Raw genomic sequence first — 18,388 nt, 5'->3', positions numbered from 1 at the left:
GCTTAGAACTTATTCTTCCACATCATGCTTTCTACAGGTTTTGTAGTTTTATTGTTGTATTTAGCATTGATTTTAGTGTTGTACATGGTTTGAATATCACCTTCAACCATAAAATAGATTAACTGTCCAATAGGCATACCTGCGTACACCCTTACCGGTTGTGCACATGAAATTTCTAAAGTCCAGGTGTTACAAAAACCAACATCACCTTTACCCGCTGTTGCATGTATATCGATACCTAAACGACCGGTACTTGATTTTCCTTCGAGAAAAGGAATGTGGGCATGGGTTTCTGTATATTCTAAAGTTACGCCAAGATATAATGTGCCAGGATGGAGTACGAATCCGTCTTTAGGAATTTCGAAATGCTCTATTTTATTGTGTGCTTTTGCATCAAGAATCCGGTCTTTATAAGTAGCCAGGTATTTGCCTAAATGAACATCATATGAGTTTGTGCCAAGGCATTCTGAATTAAAAGGCTCTATTATAATGGTTCCCTTATCTATTTCTTGAAGAATTCGTTTATCCGACAGTATCATTTTATATAGTATTTGGACGAAATTATGATTAATTTAAGATACTTTTGCATAGTTTTTCTAAAATAGAGATGCCTGTAGTTTTTAATAAAAATATTGACGACGATACCATACTTGCCGTATGGAAAATCGAAGAAACTGAAGAGCAACTGATTTCAGGGTTACAACTGAAACAGCATGAGCTTGATGTTATTTCATCGTTAAATAATGGAAAGCGTTTGCTTCACTGGTTAAGTACAAGGGTTTTATTAAGAACAATGCTTAATACTTCGGAGTATATTGATTGTCGTATGGACGAGCACGGTAAACCGTATCTCCCAAATCTTGGCTATCATATTTCTTTAAGTCACTCTTATGATTATGCTTCGGTTATTGTTGGGAAAAAGAAAAAGGTGGGGGTTGATATAGAGCTTATTAAGCATAAAATAAAGAGCATTAGAAATAAGTTTCTTTCTGACTCGGAACTTTCTCAAAAACAGATAGGTGATAACACCAATGGATTATATGTATGCTGGTGTGCAAAAGAAGCCATTTACAAATGGCATGGCAGGAAAGGCCTTGAGTTTAAACGCGACATTCATATTAAGCCTTTTAAACTTAAAGACGAGGGAAGTCTTAATGCGCTTGTAGATCTTCCGGAGGGAACTCAGGAACTCATCGTACATTATTTTAAAACTAACGATGGCTATATGTTAGGCTATGTGGTAGCTTAACTCTTCATAAAAATGAATAAAAAAGTTGAATTTATAGATTGGGGCCTTATTGATTATCAGGATGCCTGGGATAAGCAGGAAATTTTGTTTAATCAGACTGTGGCTTTAAAGACACAAAACCGATCAAATAATACTACGTTGGAAACTCCAAATTATCTGGTGTTTTGCGAACATCCTCATGTTTATACTTTGGGTAAAAGCGGCCATCCTGAGAACTTGTTGCTTGACGAACAAGGATTATTAGAAAAAGAAGCAACCTATTATAAGATTAATCGTGGTGGAGATATAACATATCATGGCCCCGGGCAAATTGTAGGTTACCCGATTCTAGATTTGGATAATTTCTTTACGGATATCCACCTTTACTTAAGAACACTTGAAGAGGCCGTTATTTTGACACTGAATGATTATGGAATTAAGGCTGGCAGGTATACAGGTTATACTGGTGTGTGGCTGGATGCTGATAATGAGAAAGCGCGAAAAATATGTGCACTTGGTGTAAGGTGTAGCAGGTGGGTAACCATGCATGGATTTGCATTCAATGTAAATGCAGACTTGAATTACTTTAAGAACATTGTTCCTTGTGGCATTGATGACAAGGACGTAACGTCAATACAGCGTGAATTGGGTTATTCTGTAGATATTGCAGAGGTTGAGGGGAAGCTCAAAGGGCATATTGCCAGCCTTTTTAATATGCAGTTAGTCTGATTTGTATTTGAAAATCGAGGTAGGAATTTTGATTTTTTGACATAAAGATTATCTTTATATAAATTAAAACTCAAAAACCCTATGGATTACAATTCAGAGTACTCTTCAGCCGCTGCCGGTATAGGCGCAGGCATGATTTTTTTCTGCCTTTTTGTGGCAGTTATTGTTTACGCAGGATTATGGAAAACGTTCGTTAAAGCTGGGAAACCAGGCTGGGCAGCTATCGTGCCTATTTATAATTTAATCGTATTGATTGAAATTGTTGGTAAACCTATGATCTGGATACTTTGGTTATTAATACCATGTGTAAATATTGTATTCAGTGTTTGGCTTATGAATCTATTAAGTAAAAGTTTTGGAAAGTCAGAAGGTTTTACTGCTGGACTTATTATTTTACCTATTGTTTTTTATCCGATACTAGGATTTGGTGATGCTAAGTATTTAGGCCCATCTGCAGCAGAAGCACAGAATGGCTTTAATAACCCTAACAATCCTTTTGGTAATAACAATCCATTCAACGATCCGTTTAATAAACCTCCAACCACTCCTGGAATTTAATTGTTAGTATTCATAACATATATTATATCCGCCTGGTCTTCCTTTTTAGACAAGGCGGATATTTTTTTTATTCCCTGTCCGCTTAAATATATCTTCAATATTGACTGCCCCGGGTGTGGCTTTCAACGCTCATTGCTATTTCTCCTAAAAGGGGATTGGGAAAAGAGCTTTGATATGTATCCGCCGACAGTTCCTCTTCTTATTACTTTTATTGTGGGTTTGTCGGCCAATTACTGGTTTGGTAAAAGAAGTGATATTTTAGTTAAAACACTATACCTCATTGCAGGTTCAATTGTGTTGATAAGCTATGTTTATAAAATGTGGGTGCCTCACACTCATTAATACAGTTGTACTCGGAAAATCTGTAGCTGTAATTTCTGCGTAAGTACGGAATATGAGATTTTCAATATTAATCTTTTCATTTTTACTAATATTATCCTGTAAAAAAGGAGATTTAAAATCTATGGATGACACTAAACCTACAGATACTCTTGTAAAGCCAGCTGATACTATTACTAAGCCTGTGGATACAATATCTCCAATAGATCCAAATAAGGGGAAGCAGCTAAATTATATTGCTCTTGGTGATTCATATACCATTGGCGAATCTGTAGCGCGTAATGAGAACTTCCCAAATCAGTTGGCAAAGGAACTTACAGCAAAAGGACTTATCATAAATCCACCAACTATAGTTGCAAGAACAGGTTGGACAACCAGTGAATTGCAAGCCGGCATTAAGGACTCAGGGTTTCCTGAGCATAAGTATGATATTGTTACTTTACTAATAGGGGTAAACAATCAATATAGGGCTGAATCAAAAGATGTTTACAGGAAAGAATTTAAGGAGCTTTTACAAACTGCAATTAACTTTACCAAAGATAAAAAGGCGCATGTTTTTGTAATATCAATTCCAGATTGGGGAGTTACTCCATTTGGCTTGCAAAGTGGCCGAGATCAGCAAACTATTGCCGAAGAGATTGACGCTTTTAATGCAATTAATAAAGAAGAAACATTAGCTGAGGGGCTGAGTTATACAGACATTACCCCTGCTTCAAGATTAGCGCTCTCAGATAGGTCGTTGGTGGCCATTGATGGTCTACATCCTTCGGGTAAAATGTATATGGGCTGGGCGGTAAATGTGGCTCCTGCAATCTTAAAGAATTTGAAATAGCCTTTGCTTAATCTGCTCTTGAAGTAATATATCTATAATCTTTAATTACTGTTTTTAAGAAATCTAATTCGTTCATGCCGGCCGGGATAGTGATGGCAAGATGTGTCGAGATTCTTTCGGACATGGTGTAAATTAAATCAGCATTATTTGTTTTATGAAAGGTGCTTATCACTTCATGAATTAGTTCCGCATCCCTATCAGTGAGTTGGTCGACGTATGCAAAAACAGGGGTATACTCATCTTCCACAGGATGAAAAGCAATGTGATTAAAATCAGTGCGGGGAACTGTTTTTATGAGCGTAGTTCCGGCAACTACATCACCAATTCGTTGTTTTTTTTCTGTTGCGGCAATGCAAATTAGCCCGCCTACCTGAGCAGTTAACGAAAAATCTACTAGTCTGAATACCCAGCGAATGAAATATTGTCCTATACTGGGTTGGCCTCCATTTAAGCTAATCACCTTTATTTTTAGAAGCCTTTTTCCAATGCTTTGGCCATTCATAAAGATTTCGGTAAGAAGGTTGTAGAAAACATAACAAGCTCCAAAAATTGACCAGATGGAAATGATGAGGATGTTTGATTGAACGCTTATGCCAAACATAGTTAATAGCATGAGTAGGCCTCCAACTACTATAAAGGCGCCCAGGTCAATTAATCTGGCGGCCACTCGTTCTCCTAATCCTGCCACGGGATAATCAATTGCTACATGCTGACTAGTGTTTACCTGTATTGTTTCCATATAGACTCAAACTTAGATAAAATTTAAAGGAAAGAAATGTTCAGGAGAAATAAAATAATGATTGTGAATTTTTCTTGTAAGATTGTTTTTTGTGCTATTTTACATAAAAATTAAAGCCCTCGCAAAACCTATGAGAGAATCGTTGTTTGTTAAACAGAATTCCGCTAAATGGAAGTCCTACGAGCAAATGAGCGTAGCAACGCCTGATGAACTTGCGGATAGGTTTGTAGACATTACGAATGATCTGGCCTACGCCAAAACATTTTATCCAAAGTCTAAGACAACGGAGTATTTAAATGGAATAGCGGCATTACTACACCAGTCTATTTACAAGAACAAAAAAGAAGACCGCAATGCATTTGTTGAGTTTTGGAAATTTGAACTTCCCATGCTTTTTTATACTTATCGCAGGCAACTTTTATATTCTTTGATCTTCTTCGTGATCTCAAGCTTAATCGGAATTTTATCAGCGAAATATGATGATACCTTCATAAGGTTAATTCTTGGAGATGGTTATGTTAATATGACCAATGAAAATATTGCAAAGGGAGATCCATTTGGTGTTTATAAAACACAAGGTGAGATTAGTATGTTTTTTATGATTGCAGCAAACAATATTTATGTATCACTAATAATGTTTGTGAGCGGAATTTTCCTGTCAATTGGGCCTGTGTTTTTTATTTTAAGGAATGGAATTATGCTAGGCTCATTTGAGTATTATTTTTTTAGCAAAGGACTGGGAATCGAATCTATCCTTGTAATATGGATTCATGGAACTTTAGAAATATCGGCTATTATTATTGCCGGTGGCGCAGGTCTGGTTTTAGGCCATGGCTTGTTGTTCCCCAAAACATATACTCGTTTTCAGGCATTTGTAAATAGTGCAAAGGACGGAACTAAAATAGCATTAGGGATACTACCCATAATTGTGATAGCGGCTATTTTTGAAAGTTTTGTTACAAGGCATACTAATATGCCACTTTGGTTAAGTGTATCCATTCTTGGAGGATCACTATTATTTATGGTTTGGTATGTAGTTTTATACCCGGCCCAACTTATTAAGCGCAATCAAAATATAAACAATGTTGGAGAAATTAGAATTTAGAAAACTTAGGGAGTTTGGAGAGATCATTAATGATATGTTTCAGTTTTTGAAACAGAACTTTAAGCCATTAATGAAAACGTACATTTATTTATGTGGGTTCTTCACGCTGGCAGGAATGATAGCAGCAATAATGTATCAGTTGGGCATTCAAAAGGTGGCATTTGGTTACGGGAACGGTCAGTCGACTGTTTATGGAATTCAAAGACTATACGATGTGTTTACGTTGAATTATTTCCTTGTGATCGTATTGTCTATGCTAAATTATACGGCTATAACTGTTTCGATCTTATGTTTTATTGCTTTATATATCCAAAAAGGCAATCAAGCGCCGACGGTAGAAGAGGTTTGGGCATATTTCAAATACTATTTTTTTAGGGTTTTTGCCAGCAGTTTTGCTATAGTTATTTTTCTTGTTATTTGCTTTCTGTTTTGCTTTTTCCCCTTTGTATATGTTTTTCCGGCAATGTCTATTTTTTATTCAGTAATGGTATTGGAAAACGGGAGCTTTGAATATTCCTTTAGCCGTTCTTTCAAGTTATTAAAAGATCAATGGTGGGCAACTGCAGGGGCAATATTTGTAATTTGGATTATCTCTTATGCATGTATGTCAATGGCTTCTCTGCCTGCAATTATACTTACTTTAGCTTCTGGTTTTACCAAAGGAGCCGGGGGCTTTAGTAGCTTGGTTATCATTGTATCTACTATTATCCAATATGTATGTCAGGTGTTTATGATTTTGCCAATTATTGGTGTAACGTTGTGTTATTTCAACTTGGTAGAGCGTATGGATAATACTGGATTATTAGAAAGAATAAATCAGCTAGGGAAGTCAGGAGCTGACGTAAACTCTACACCTGAGGATTACTAATATGCGTTTACTGCTCTTTATCTTTCTTTTTTTTGGAGTTCCACAGGTTCATGCTGAAGCAGGGGTGAAGGATTCTACTGCGAAAAAAGCGGAGATTAGATTAGATACAGCTAAAGTTGAATTGCGGAAGATTGATAAAAATAAACTTAGTACATACAGTAAAGAAGCAGATTTCATTTACGATGATGCCCCTGCACCGGAACTTAGTTTATGGGATAGATTCTGGAAATGGTTCTGGGATATAATAAACCAGATTTTGAGGAATAAGGTCTCCGGAGGAGCAATAAAGTATTTCGTAATCGTTGCGCTTATTGCGTTAGTGGTTTTTATAGTGTTGAAAATAACAGGAGCTGATCTGAAGATATTTTCCCGGAAGTCTAAAGTAGTGGAAGTTCCTTATAGTGAGTCAGATGATAATATTCATGAAATCAATTTTAATGAAGAAATTGAAAAAGCAATTTCAAGTTCTAATTATAGGTTAGCTGTTAGACTTTTATATTTACTATCACTCAAAAAATTGAGTGATAGGGATCTTATTCATTGGCTCCCGGAAAAAACGAATCAAACCTATATTAATGAAATTAGCGATCCGAATAAACAAAGAGAATTCAGTAAACTTACTTATCAATTTGAATATGTTTGGTATGGTGAATTTTTTATTGATAAAGAGAGTTTTAGTGCGATAAAGGATACTTTTGAACGGTTTAATTCGCATCGCTCATGAAAGGATTAAGAAGATACCTTATTCTGAGTTCAGTGCTTTTGGTGGCTTATCTGGTGGCTCAATATTATAAACCAACACCTACAAATTGGACATCTACTTATTTAAAAGAGGACAAGATTCCCTTTGGTACTTACATCCTGTTTAATGAAATACATGATTTATTTTCTGAAAAGGAGGTGAAGGTAACCAGGGATCCCATATACAACACTTTGAAGGATAGTGGTTATGAGAAGACTAACTATCTCTTTATATCTCATTCAATAGAGGTTGATAAGTTAGACTTTAAGGAACTCGTAAACTTTGTAGAGCAAGGTAATAATGCATTTATTGCTGCTTTTGATTTTGGCAAAACTTTGAGGGATACTCTTAAATTGGAGATAGGATCATCCTATAATTATTCGGTAGAAAAGTCGACAGGTGTTAATTTTACCAATCCGGCTTTAAAAGCTAAATCCAATTATATCTTTGGGAAGCAAATTGCGGAGCAGTATTTTAGTGCATTTGATACCTCAAGGGTAACGATACTGGGCAAAAATGTGGAGGGAAAACCCAACTTTATTAGATACACCTATGGCAAAGGCAGCATATACATTTTGCCTAATCCTCAACTGCTAACTAATTACAGCTTACTAAATCCTCTGGGCGCTGATTATGCAGCCAAGGCTTTATCTTACCTCCCAGCTTCGGCAAGTTTGCTATGGGACGAACATAATACGAGGGGAAATATCGATGATTCAGCAATCCTGCGTGTCATCTTTAAGAATGAGTCATTACGCTGGGCATATTATATAGCAATGGCAGGATTGATCATTTTTGTCTTGTTTGAAATGAAGCGTAGACAGCGGATAATCCCTGTAATAGAACCATTAAAAAACTCGTCGCTGGATTTTGTTAAAGTAGTAGGTAAAGTATACTATCAACAAAGAGATAACAGTGATATTGCAAGAAAGAAGATAAACTATTTTCTTGAACATATCAGAAGCACTTATGCGCTGAAAACCGGATCATTGGATAACGAATTGAAGCAGGCATTACATTTTAAATCAGGTGTTCCTGAGGAGACAATTGATCAATTGTTTACCATCGTAAACGAGATAAACAATAATCAACGTGTTGATGATAACTCACTGATTAACCTTAATAAATTAATTGAAAGATTTTACAAACAAGCTCAATAAACTATGGAACCGGAAATTTTTAATGAAAGAACCGACTTAACTGAACTTAATCAGGCTGTTGATCAGATAAGACAATCACTGGGCAGTATTATTATTGGACAAAAGGAAACTATTGATTTTCTTATCGCCGCTTTACTTGCTGATGGCCATATTTTGCTTGAGGGTGTTCCTGGGGTAGCCAAAACTTTAAGTGCTAAACTTGTTGCAAAGAGTATTGATGCCTCTTTTTCGAGAATTCAGTTTACTCCTGATTTAATGCCTTCAGATGTGTTGGGTACTTCAGTGTTTGATCCACGATCTTCATCATTTGAATATAGGAAAGGGCCAATATTTGGCCATATTATATTGGTAGATGAAATTAACAGGGCTCCAGCTAAAACACAATCTGCTTTATTTGAAGTAATGGAAGAGCGACAGATAACTGTCGACGGGCATACTTATCCAATGGATGAACCTTTTATGGTTTTGGCCACTCAGAATCCAATTGAACAGGAAGGTACTTATAGATTGCCTGAGGCTCAGCTAGATCGTTTTCTATTTAAAATTGAGGTAAAATACCCTACTCTGGAAGAAGAGATTATTATTCTCCAAAATCAACATCAGCAAAAGCTGGAGGTGGAAATAAATGCAGTTGAAGCTGTTTTAAGCATTGATAAAATAAAAAAATGTAGAGCCATTATAAAAGCTTTGCATGTTGAGCCTAAGCTAATAGAATATGCAGCAAGGATAACTCACGAGACAAGAAACAATAAATCACTTTATCTGGGCGCTTCGCCACGCGCATCTCTAGCCATGATTAATAGCGCTAAAGCTATTGCCGCAATGCAGGGCCGTGATTTTGTAACACCTGAAGATATTATTAAAGTAGCAGCTCCTGTGCTGACACACAGAATTATGCTGACACCGGATAAGGAAATGGAAGGACTCACACCTGCAGATATAGTTGCACAGATTATTCAAAAATTAGAGATCCCAAGGTAATACCTAAGCTGTTGAAAAACTTTTTTAAGACATATTATAAAGACCTGTTTTTAGGTAAAAGGCTGTTTGCAGGAATTGGGCTGTGTGTTACTTTGTTCCTGTTCTCCTTCTTTTTGCCATGGCTTGGCGATATTCCATTCATTACTTTTTGGATATTGATCTCACTGGTGGTTGTAGATCTAATTATGCTTTATCGTCAGGAAAGGGGATTCTTCTTAAGACGAGATCTTCCGGAAAGACTAAGTAACGGTGACGAAAATGAGCTACATATTTACATAGAGAGCTTTTATCCCTTTGCAACTAAGGTGGGGATTATTGATGAGATCCCTTTCCAGTTTCAAAAAAGAGATATTTGGTTTACCAGCAGTTTAAAAGCCCATGAGCATAAAACTATCAATTATACTTTACGGCCAACTAAAAGAGGAGAATATGTATTTGGCCTGGTTCGTTTGTACGTTAGTTCGCCTCTTGGCTTAATTGTAAGAAGATTCAATTTTGGAGAAGAAGTGACAGTTCCGGTTTATCCCTCTTTCCTTCAGTTAAGAAGGTATGAATTGATGGCTATTTCGAATAGATTAAATGAAATTGGAATAAAAAAGATTAGAAGGATAGGTCATAGTTTGGAGTTTGATCAGGTAAAGAACTATGTGCAGGGCGATGATTATAGAACTGTTAACTGGAAGGCCACTGCCCGAAAAGGAGAGCTGATGGTTAACTCTTTTACTGATGAAAAAGCTCAGCATGTTTACTGTGTAATTGATAAATCAAGAGCCATGAAAATGCCTTTTGAAGGCTTGAGTTTATTAGATTATGCCATTAATGCAAGTTTGGTTCTTTCTAATGTAGCCTTACTAAAAGAAGACAAGGCGGGGCTAATTACTATAGCTGAAAAAACGGGTAGTATTGTGCCTGCTGATAGAAAACCTGCTCAGCTTGGTAAAATTATGAGCGTATTATATAAAGAGAAAACAAGGTATCTGGAAACGAATATGGAGGCGCTATATACGAGTATCCGTGGTGTTATGAAACAGCGTAGTCTGATTGTTTTCTTTACAAATTTTGAAAGTATGTCTGCATTAAACAGGCAGCTACCGTTTTTAAAGCGCATTGCTAAATTCCATTTATTACTAATTGTATTTTTTGAAAATACAGAACTGAAATCTCTTACTGAGGAAGAAGTAAAAGATGTGGAGGGGATTTATATTAAAACCATTGCCAGTAAATTCGCGTATGAGAAAAAGTTAATCGTTAAAGAATTGGCCAAGCATGGAATACTAAGTATCCTTACGCCACCAGAAAAGCTAACGATAAACGTAATCAACAGATATCTGTCTATTAAAGCACAACAGAAAATTTAATAATAGGATTTTAGCACTCAGGTAAACTTATTGGAATATTGGTAGCCAAACCGCCATCTGATGTTTCCTTATATTTTGAGTTCATATCTAAGGCAGTTTCCCACATTGTATTTACTACAGCATCTAAACTCACTTTTGCTTTATCCGGATTGCTTTGCAACGCTAGCTGACTTGCTGTAATTGCTTTAATCGCACCCATGGTATTTCTTTCTATACAAGGTATTTGAACTAAACCACCAATAGGATCACAAGTAAGTCCTAGATGATGTTCCATAGCTATTTCAGCAGCCATTAGAACCTGTCTCTGAGAGCCTCCTAAGCATTCAGTAAGCGCAGCGGCCGCCATTGCTGAAGATACTCCAATCTCTGCCTGACAACCTCCCATCGCGGCTGATATAGTAGCTCCTTTTTTGAAGATGCTTCCTATTTCAGATGCACAGGCAATAAATTGTATAATCTTTTCTTCATTAAAGCCATCACAAAAGGTGATAAAGTATTGCAATACTGCTGGAATAACTCCTGCAGCACCATTTGTTGGAGCGGTTACTACACGGCCAAATGAAGCATTTTCTTCATTAACCGCCAATGCAAAACAACTTACCCAGTCCAGCGTATAATTAAAGCCATTACCGCCTGCTCTAATGGCCATTACCCAACTTTCATAGTTGGTGTAAACACTATTGCACATTAACTTTTTATTGAGTGCTGCAGCTCTCCTCGCTACGTTTAATCCACCAGGTAAAAAACCGGAAGTATGACATCCTCTGTAGATGCAATCTTTCATTACATTAAAGTGCTGCAAAATCCCTGCTCTGGTAACAGCTTCTGTACGCCAGGCTAACTCATTTTCCATTACCACTTCAGAAACCTTCAGGCCTGTGGTAAGACACCAGTGTAATAGATCTCCTGCTTTTTCAATAGGGAAAGGTAAATCTACTTGCTCTTTCTCTTTGCCGTCTTCGCCTTCTTTAACTACAAAACCACCACCAATTGAATAATAGGTTTCCGATACAGCTTTGCCGGTCTTTAAAAGAGCTTGAAAAGTAACTGCATTGGGGTGAAAAGGTAGGCTTTCAAAAAAAAGAAATATGAGGTCTTCAGTATAATTGAAGGTAATTGACTTTTCTCCGGCCAGGTTTAGCAATTGATCTTTTTTGATAGATTCAACTGTACAGTCAATTGCATTCACATCAAAAGTTACCGGATCTGCTCCGTTTAATCCAAGTAAAATGGCTATATCGGTACCGTGCCCTTTGCCGGTTTTTGCTAAAGACCCATAAAGCAAAATCTTTATTTGCTCAACATCATCTAGTAAGTTTTGTTGCTTTAATGAAGCAGTAAATTGCTGTGCCGCCCTCCATGGACCAAGTGTATGTGAACTTGATGGTCCAATTCCTATCTTAAAAATATCGAATACCGAGATCTGTTCCCTTTGCATAGCGCAAAGCTAAAACTTAAAAGTCAAATGCTATGATATTTCTATCTTCAAGCATCCGATCTACAAATTTTTTGTGATTTTTAGGGCTTCCAACAGCTATCCATGTCCCACTGATGATACCATTTGCGAGCTCCTGCTTACCTCTTGTGAGCTTTAGTTTAGATGTTTTAATGTCTTCTTCGTACTTCTCCAGACTTTCATTTTCAAACCTTTTAACTATTCTGTAGACCCTTTTGGTAAAGCGCTGTTCCACCATTTCTTCCAGAAAAGGAAAAGTGAATAATGCGACAAGAACGACGAGGGTTACACCAATAGCCTGTTCGTAATATCCTGACCCAATAGCCATCCCAATTGCAGCTACAATCCATATTACACAAGCTGTAGTTAAGCCCTTAACCTGATTGTCTTCCTTAAAGATAACCCCAGCACCTAAGAAGCCTATACCCGTCACAATATTGGAGGCTATACGATCATGACTGCTTAGGCCAATTTTTATAGATAGAATTGTAAAGAGGGTAGAGCCAAGGCCAATCATAATCATTGTCTTTAATCCAGCCTGTTTGCTTCTAAACTCTCGCTCAGCGCCAATTAGGCCGCATAGTAATGTTGCCATTAAAAATTTATTCACCTCACTAACTGTAATGAAATGACCGTTTTCTAATATATTCTCCATCATGTTTTAACTACCTAAATATAATAAAGATTTAAAACAAAAAGACCCGCTGATAACAGCGGGTCTTTTTTATAAGTGAAAGGGAAATGATGATTACATCATTCCACCCATACCACCACCACCCATTGGAGGCATACCAGCACCTGCAGGAGCATCTTCTGGATCATCAGCTAAAACAACTTCAGTTGTTAATAACATAGCTGCAATAGAAGCTGCATTTTCCAATGCTACACGACCAACTTTAGTTGGATCAATAACACCAGCAGCAATTAGGTTTTCATATACATCTGTACGGGCATTGTAACCGAAGTCAGCTTTACCTTCTTTAACTTTTTGTACAACGATAGAACCTTCGATACCAGCGTTTTGGCAAATCTGACGTAAAGGCTCTTCAATAGCACGACGAATGATCTGGATACCAGTAGTTTCATCATCATTTGAACCTTTCATGCCATCTAATGCCTCAATAGCACGGATGAAAGCAACACCACCACCTGCTACGATACCTTCTTCAACAGCTGCACGAGTTGCATGTAAGGCATCATCAACACGGTCTTTTTTCTCTTTCATTTCAACTTCAGAAGCTGCACCAACATAAAGAACTGCAACACCGCCAGCTAATTTAGCTAAACGCTCTTGTAATTTCTCTTTGTCATAATCAGATGTAGTAGTCTCAATTTGAGCTTTGATCTGGTTAACACGAGCTTTGATGTCTTCAGATTGACCAGCACCATTGATGATTGTAGTATTGTCTTTGTCAACAATAACTTTCTCAGCAGTACCTAAATAAGTAAGATCAGCATTTTCTAATTTATAACCTCTTTCTTCAGAGATAACAGTACCACCGGTTAAGATAGCGATGTCTTCTAACATTGCTTTTCTTCTATCACCGAAACCTGGAGCTTTAACAGCAACAACTTTCAGAGAACCACGGATTTTGTTAACTACTAAAGTAGCTAAAGCTTCACCATCTAAATCTTCAGCGATGATCAATAGAGGTTTGCCAGTTTGAACTTGTTTTTCCAATACAGGCAACAATTCTTTCATGTTGCTGATTTTTTTATCATAGATCAAAATGTAAGGGTTTTCTAATTCCGCTTCCATTTTATCAGCATTGGTAACAAAATATGGAGATAAGTAACCACGGTCAAATTGCATACCTTCAACTGTTTTTACTTCAGTTTCAGTACCTTTTGCTTCTTCAACAGTGATAACACCATCTTTACCAACTTTGCCCATAGCTTCAGCGATCAATGCACCAATAACTTCGTCATTGTTTGCAGAGATAGATGCAACTTGTTTGATTTTGTTGTTGTCTTCACCTACAGTTTGTGATTGAGCTTTTAAGTTCTCAACAATAGCAGTAACTGCTTTATCAATACCGCGTTTTAAGTCCATTGGATTTGCACCGGCAGCTACGTTTTTAATACCTGCAGTTACAATTGCCTGAGCTAAAACAGTTGCAGTTGTAGTTCCGTCACCTGCTATATCAGCAGTTTTAGAAGCCACTTCTTTAACCATTTGAGCACCCATGTTCTCAATTGGATCTTTCAATTCGATTTCTTTAGCTACTGTAACACCATCTTTAGTGATAGCAGGTGAGCCAAATTTTTTGTCAATAATTACGTTGCGACCTTTAGGTCCTAAAGTTACTTTTACAGCATTAGCCAAAATATCAACGCCTCTTTTCAGAGCGTCACGAGCTTCTACATTATATTTTACTTGTTTTGCCATTTTATTTTTTTTGATTCTTGTTTAAGCTAAGATGAATTAAGGCTTAGCCAATTTCATTTCAATAATTATACTTGGATTAAAGAGTTCCTAAGATATCAGAATCTCTCATAATTAAATACTCAGTACCTTCAATAGTAACTTCGGTACCACCATATTTGCTATATAAAACCTGATCACCAACCTTAACACTTAATGGGATTAGATTTCCAGTTTGGTCAGCATATTTACCAGGTCCAACAGCTACTACGATTCCTTGTTGAGGTTTTTCTTTAGCGGTATCAGGGATATAAATACCAGAAGCTGTTTTTTCTTCTGCAGCAGCAGCTTCAACAACTACTCTATCTGCATTAGGTTTAAAGTTTAAAGCCATAACTTATTATTGTTTTGTTTTTAGATTTATAAATGTAAAAGTAAATTAATTACGCAGGAAAGAACATATCAGTTTTTATGCCAACGCGCTTAAGTTTGACAAATTTACGTAGCCTTGTCAGCTAATGGATTGTAGTAAACTATTTTTGTGTCAGAGTGGCAGGGGCATAAAAAATCCCGGGAGGTATTAAACCTGCCGGGATTTTGCATTCTTATGGATATAAGAACTTATTTTTTTGTAGTGTCAGTAGTAACTGGTGGCGTATTTGCCGGAGCAGGAGCTGTAGTTGCACCGCCTCCAATTGGAGATGGAGTAGGAGTTTTGTCAAGTTGTTCTTGAATTTTAGAGCCGGCTCCAGTTGATGAAGAACCTCCAGATTTAGCAATAGTTGTAATTGATAAAGTAACCACTACAACAAGGGCTAATAAAATCCAGGTTCCTTTTTCTAAAACGTCACCTGTACGTTGAACACCAAACATATTACTGCCAGATCCGCCTGTTGCCAGACCACCACCTTTAGGATTTTGTATCAAAACAAATAGCGCTAAGGCAATACAAATGATGATTAATAAAATAATTAAGAAAAGCATAGTATGTTAGGTTGTTAAATTTTTTTTTCTATCGATTGAATAAGGTCGGCAAAGTAACGGCTTTTTTCTGGAAACATCAAACTTAATTTTTCATAAGTCTCTATGGCCTTGTCATAAAGCATCTGCTCAATATAGATGTTTGCCAGCGTTTCAGATACCAGGTCATTATGATCCTCTGCACTTTTTTTCGCTTTGTTTTCGTTGTTGATCTGTTCCGGTTTTGGCGGACTTATCTGAGGCTCATTCTTAATGAAGCTTTCGATGATTTCATCCCCTTTTGAGCGATTTCTGAATTCATTGGGAGAATATTCGCTTTCTTCCCCTTCTTCAAATGGGCTTTGCATGTGAAATATGTTCTCCACATATTGTTGCTGAAGCTCATTGGATTTTCTATTTCTATCAGGTTTAGCTTCCTGGTGATGTTTAACCTGTTTAGGTGAAGCATAAGGTTGAAATATTTGCTGATGCTCTTTCCTTGTCTTTGCCAGCCACCATAAAAATGTATAAGGCAGCTGATCATCATCATATTTGCTGATTATAATCGGCTCCTCTTCAGCGATTGATCCCTCTTCTTTATATTCCTCTATCTGGGGCTCTGTGATTACTGTAGTTTCAGACACAGGTTCAACCTTAAAGTTTTCCTGAAATGCAAAAAAGTCTGTAGCAACAATATTTTCTAATACAAGATCGTCTTCTGGTTTCTCTTTGTTTTCATTAACTGGAAGTGGATCAATTTCATGCGCTTTATAGTCATGTATATTGACTTCGCCAATTTCGTCAAAGGTCTCCTGATCATCTGCTATCTTAAGCTCTTCCGATTCCGCTGGAACTTCATCAATGATAACCTCATCTAAAGTCTCTGGATTATTGTCAAAAACACCGAAAGAAGAAGAGTTAATAACATTGAAATTAACTGATTCCAGGCTTTCCTTTTCATGAAGAAAGTTATGAAGTAGCTGACCATTAGTATAAAGAGCGGCAGTAGCAAGGTTGCGGTTGCCTTCATCTGTATTTAAGGTTGCTTTTGCAAGGAGGAGATGAACTGGCTGAAAATAAGGATACTGCTCAGCAAGATTTTTAAGCATAGCTGTATCATTATGAGATATTTTCTCAGGCACGGCAATGAATCCTGTTAGCTGTTCTTTAATATTTATATCCTGCTCCACGTTGCTAAGTTAATAATTGATCTCTACTTTAGCTTACCATTGTGCAAAAGCTCTGTTAAAAATATCCTCAGTAAGCTGAGCAGTAACGTCTTTAATTAATCCAGGTTCTTGTGCTTGAAGGTTTCCAGCTAGTTTAAAATCTTTATGACGCTCAAAAGATTGCTCAAAAGTTTTTGTGGAATCAAGATTGTTTACGTATTTAACATTAACTGTTATTGATAATCTATTTGCACCGGCTGTAGGTTGCTTATTATCTGTTATTGCTACCGGAGTGATGCTGTATCCTGTAATATTTCCAGTGAAAATGGCATGCGCGTCATTTTGAGTAATACTTAACTTCGTCTGGTTTCTGATACGTGTTTTCAATTCCTCTGTAAATTGCGAGCTTAAAGATGCTACGACTAATGGAGCGTTGTTTTCAAAAACTTTAACGCTAATTGTTTTCATGTCAGGAGGAATAGAAGCTCCGTCTAGGCTTATTTTGCACCCGATTAAAAAGAATAACAATATAATTATAGATAAATTTTTCATTCTTAGTTTAAATTCAGTTCCTTAATTTTTCTATATAACGTTCGTTCTGAGATGCCTAGTTCCTGAGCGGCAAATTTACGCTTGCCTTTGTGTTTCTTTAAGGCTTTTTTGATCAGATCAGATTCCTTGTCTATTAAAGATAAGGATTCTTCAACCTCCTCAGCTTCATGAGTATAGTTGTAGTCTACAGGGGTATTCTGAACTGGTTTTTTTATCGTCAGTGTAGCTTGTTCATTCCCGAACGTCTGATCCACCTCTTGATAAAGCTGATTGATATAATGAGGGTTGTCAGCCATGATGTGTGAAGTATTTCCTCCACTCTGAATGATTTCAGCTACAAGCTTTTTCAATTCCATCATGTCCTTTTTCATATCAAAAAGAACCTTATAAAGAATATCTCTTTCTGTATAGTCTTCTTTACTATTGCCGTTAATTGCTACAGGTAAATTGTTGGCGCTTTCATTAGGAATATAGTTTAGTAAAGCTGCGGCACTTACATTTCGTTCTTTCTCCAGAACGCAAATTTGTTCTGCAATATTTTTCAACTGCCTTACATTTCCCGGCCAGCTATAATTACTTAGTATTTGTATGGCATCAGGTTCAAGCTGTATACCCGGACTACGGTACTTATCGCTGAAATCTGCAGAGAATTTTCTGAATAATAAATAAATGTCTTCTTTACGTTCATGCAAAGCAGGAATGCGTAATGGAACAGTATTTAATCTATAATACAAGTCTTCACGGAATTTACCCGATTTAACGCGGTTATAAACATCAACATTTGTTGCTGCAATAATCCTCACATCAGTTTTTTGTACTTTGGATGATCCTACCCTAAGGTATTCGCCACTTTCAAGAATACGTAATAGACGTGCTTGGGTGCCTAAAGGCAGTTCGGCAACTTCATCAAGAAATATTGTGCCTCCATTAGCTACTTCAAAATAACCTTTACGGGCTTCGTGGGCTCCTGTAAAAGATCCTTTTTCGTGTCCGAAGAGTTCAGAGTCAATTGTTCCCTCTGGGATAGCACCACAGTTTACTGCTATGAAAGCGCCATGTTTGCGTGTGCTCATTTGGTGAATGATATGAGAAAATACCTCTTTACCACTACCGCTTTCACCGGTAATTAAAACAGACATGTCAGTTGGTGCCACCTGTCTGGCAATATCTATAGCCCGGTTTAACAGCGGAGAACCACCAATTATCCCAAAACGGTTTTTTATGTCTTGTACGTCCAATCTAATCTG

At 37.0% G+C, this 18,388-nt stretch carries 21 protein-coding genes; 11 read left to right on the top strand and 10 right to left on the bottom strand.

The annotated features are described in order from the left end of the window. Positions 1 to 2: 2 nt before the first annotated feature. Entirely contained in the window at positions 3 to 539 is a 537-nt protein-coding gene (dcd, locus tag J1905_RS09580) for a dCTP deaminase (RefSeq protein ID WP_214227070.1), read from the bottom strand. A 68-nt stretch (positions 540 to 607) separates the two neighbouring features. Between dcd and J1905_RS09575 the strand changes: the two genes are divergently transcribed. From J1905_RS09575 to J1905_RS09555, 5 genes are all read left to right on the top strand, one after another. Next, positions 608 to 1,249 (top strand): 4'-phosphopantetheinyl transferase family protein, encoded by a 642-nt coding sequence (locus tag J1905_RS09575; protein ID WP_214227069.1) that lies wholly within the window; start codon positions 608 to 610, stop codon positions 1,247 to 1,249. A gap of 12 nt (positions 1,250 to 1,261) precedes the next feature. Next, on the top strand, positions 1,262 to 1,957 hold the full coding sequence (gene lipB / locus J1905_RS09570) for a lipoyl(octanoyl) transferase LipB (protein WP_214227068.1): 696 nt from the start codon (positions 1,262 to 1,264) through the stop codon (positions 1,955 to 1,957). Between the two features lie 81 nt (positions 1,958 to 2,038). Continuing rightward, entirely contained in the window at positions 2,039 to 2,515 is a 477-nt protein-coding gene (locus J1905_RS09565; protein ID WP_214227067.1) for a DUF5684 domain-containing protein, read from the top strand. Continuing rightward, positions 2,516 to 2,857 carry a DUF2752 domain-containing protein gene (locus J1905_RS23710; RefSeq protein WP_284445102.1) on the top strand — a complete coding sequence of 114 codons (342 nt, stop codon included), beginning with the start codon at positions 2,516 to 2,518 and terminating at the stop codon, positions 2,855 to 2,857. 121 nt (positions 2,858 to 2,978) lie between these two features. Then, positions 2,979 to 3,686, top strand: coding sequence for an SGNH/GDSL hydrolase family protein (locus J1905_RS09555; protein ID WP_214227066.1), 708 nt, complete (start codon positions 2,979 to 2,981; stop codon positions 3,684 to 3,686). Between the two features lie 7 nt (positions 3,687 to 3,693). Here J1905_RS09555 and J1905_RS09550 read toward each other — a convergent pair whose 3' ends face one another. Further along, positions 3,694 to 4,425 (bottom strand): RDD family protein, encoded by a 732-nt coding sequence (locus J1905_RS09550; protein ID WP_214227065.1) that lies wholly within the window; start codon positions 4,423 to 4,425, stop codon positions 3,694 to 3,696. Positions 4,426 to 4,555: 130 nt separating this feature from the next. On the opposite strand from J1905_RS09550, the gene J1905_RS09545 reads away from it, so the two are divergent. The 6 genes from J1905_RS09545 to J1905_RS09520 are packed head-to-tail and all read left to right on the top strand — an operon-like array spanning position 4,556 to position 10,639. Beyond that, positions 4,556 to 5,530: a stage II sporulation protein M gene (locus J1905_RS09545; protein WP_214227064.1), complete on the top strand. Its 975-nt coding sequence runs from the start codon at positions 4,556 to 4,558 to the stop codon at positions 5,528 to 5,530. Continuing rightward, positions 5,508 to 6,398 carry a hypothetical protein gene (locus J1905_RS09540; protein WP_214227063.1) on the top strand — a complete coding sequence of 297 codons (891 nt, stop codon included), beginning with the start codon at positions 5,508 to 5,510 and terminating at the stop codon, positions 6,396 to 6,398. Before J1905_RS09545 ends, J1905_RS09540 begins: the two co-directional genes overlap by 23 nt. A gap of 1 nt (position 6,399) precedes the next feature. Then, on the top strand, positions 6,400 to 7,122 hold the full coding sequence (locus J1905_RS09535; protein WP_214227062.1) for a hypothetical protein: 723 nt from the start codon (positions 6,400 to 6,402) through the stop codon (positions 7,120 to 7,122). After that, entirely contained in the window at positions 7,119 to 8,300 is a 1,182-nt protein-coding gene (locus J1905_RS09530; protein WP_214227061.1) for a DUF4350 domain-containing protein, read from the top strand. The genes J1905_RS09535 and J1905_RS09530 overlap by 4 nt, the downstream gene beginning before the upstream one ends. A 3-nt stretch (positions 8,301 to 8,303) precedes the next feature. Next, a complete protein-coding gene (locus J1905_RS09525) occupies positions 8,304 to 9,281 on the top strand; it encodes an AAA family ATPase (protein WP_214227060.1) in 978 nt (325 codons plus the stop codon). Positions 9,282 to 9,292: 11 nt separating this feature from the next. Then, on the top strand, positions 9,293 to 10,639 hold the full coding sequence (locus J1905_RS09520; RefSeq protein ID WP_214227059.1) for a DUF58 domain-containing protein: 1,347 nt from the start codon (positions 9,293 to 9,295) through the stop codon (positions 10,637 to 10,639). Positions 10,640 to 10,649: 10 nt separating this feature from the next. On the opposite strand, the gene J1905_RS09515 is transcribed toward J1905_RS09520, so the two are convergent. The 8 genes from J1905_RS09515 to J1905_RS09480 form a co-directional block, all read right to left on the bottom strand. Next, complete coding sequence (locus J1905_RS09515) at positions 10,650 to 12,077, bottom strand: L-serine ammonia-lyase (RefSeq protein WP_214227058.1); 1,428 nt, start codon at positions 12,075 to 12,077, stop codon at positions 10,650 to 10,652. A gap of 16 nt (positions 12,078 to 12,093) precedes the next feature. Next, complete coding sequence (locus J1905_RS09510; RefSeq protein WP_250318065.1) at positions 12,094 to 12,753, bottom strand: MgtC/SapB family protein; 660 nt, start codon at positions 12,751 to 12,753, stop codon at positions 12,094 to 12,096. Between the two features lie 90 nt (positions 12,754 to 12,843). After that, positions 12,844 to 14,484 carry a chaperonin GroEL gene (gene groL, locus J1905_RS09505; protein ID WP_173089887.1) on the bottom strand — a complete coding sequence of 547 codons (1,641 nt, stop codon included), beginning with the start codon at positions 14,482 to 14,484 and terminating at the stop codon, positions 12,844 to 12,846. A gap of 76 nt (positions 14,485 to 14,560) precedes the next feature. Continuing rightward, a complete protein-coding gene (gene groES, locus J1905_RS09500) occupies positions 14,561 to 14,854 on the bottom strand; it encodes a co-chaperone GroES (protein ID WP_048907794.1) in 294 nt (97 codons plus the stop codon). A gap of 227 nt (positions 14,855 to 15,081) precedes the next feature. After that, positions 15,082 to 15,444 (bottom strand): preprotein translocase subunit SecG, encoded by a 363-nt coding sequence (secG, locus tag J1905_RS09495; protein WP_214227057.1) that lies wholly within the window; start codon positions 15,442 to 15,444, stop codon positions 15,082 to 15,084. Positions 15,445 to 15,458: 14 nt separating this feature from the next. Further along, the gene (locus J1905_RS09490; RefSeq protein ID WP_214227056.1) at positions 15,459 to 16,610 is read right to left on the bottom strand and encodes a DUF8458 domain-containing protein; all 1,152 of its coding nucleotides are present in this window, start codon (positions 16,608 to 16,610) and stop codon (positions 15,459 to 15,461) included. A gap of 33 nt (positions 16,611 to 16,643) precedes the next feature. Beyond that, positions 16,644 to 17,057 carry an LptE family protein gene (locus J1905_RS09485; RefSeq protein ID WP_350027978.1) on the bottom strand — a complete coding sequence of 138 codons (414 nt, stop codon included), beginning with the start codon at positions 17,055 to 17,057 and terminating at the stop codon, positions 16,644 to 16,646. An 86-nt stretch (positions 17,058 to 17,143) separates the two neighbouring features. Further along, positions 17,144 to 18,379, bottom strand: coding sequence for a sigma-54 interaction domain-containing protein (locus J1905_RS09480; protein WP_173089891.1), 1,236 nt, complete (start codon positions 18,377 to 18,379; stop codon positions 17,144 to 17,146). Between the last annotated feature and the right edge of the window lie 9 nt (positions 18,380 to 18,388).

The sequence above is a fragment of the Pedobacter sp. B4-66 genome, assembly GCF_018492665.1.
Taxonomy (GTDB): Bacteria; Bacteroidota; Bacteroidia; order Sphingobacteriales; family Sphingobacteriaceae; genus Pedobacter.
This window is presented reverse-complemented; position numbering and strand designations above follow the sequence as displayed.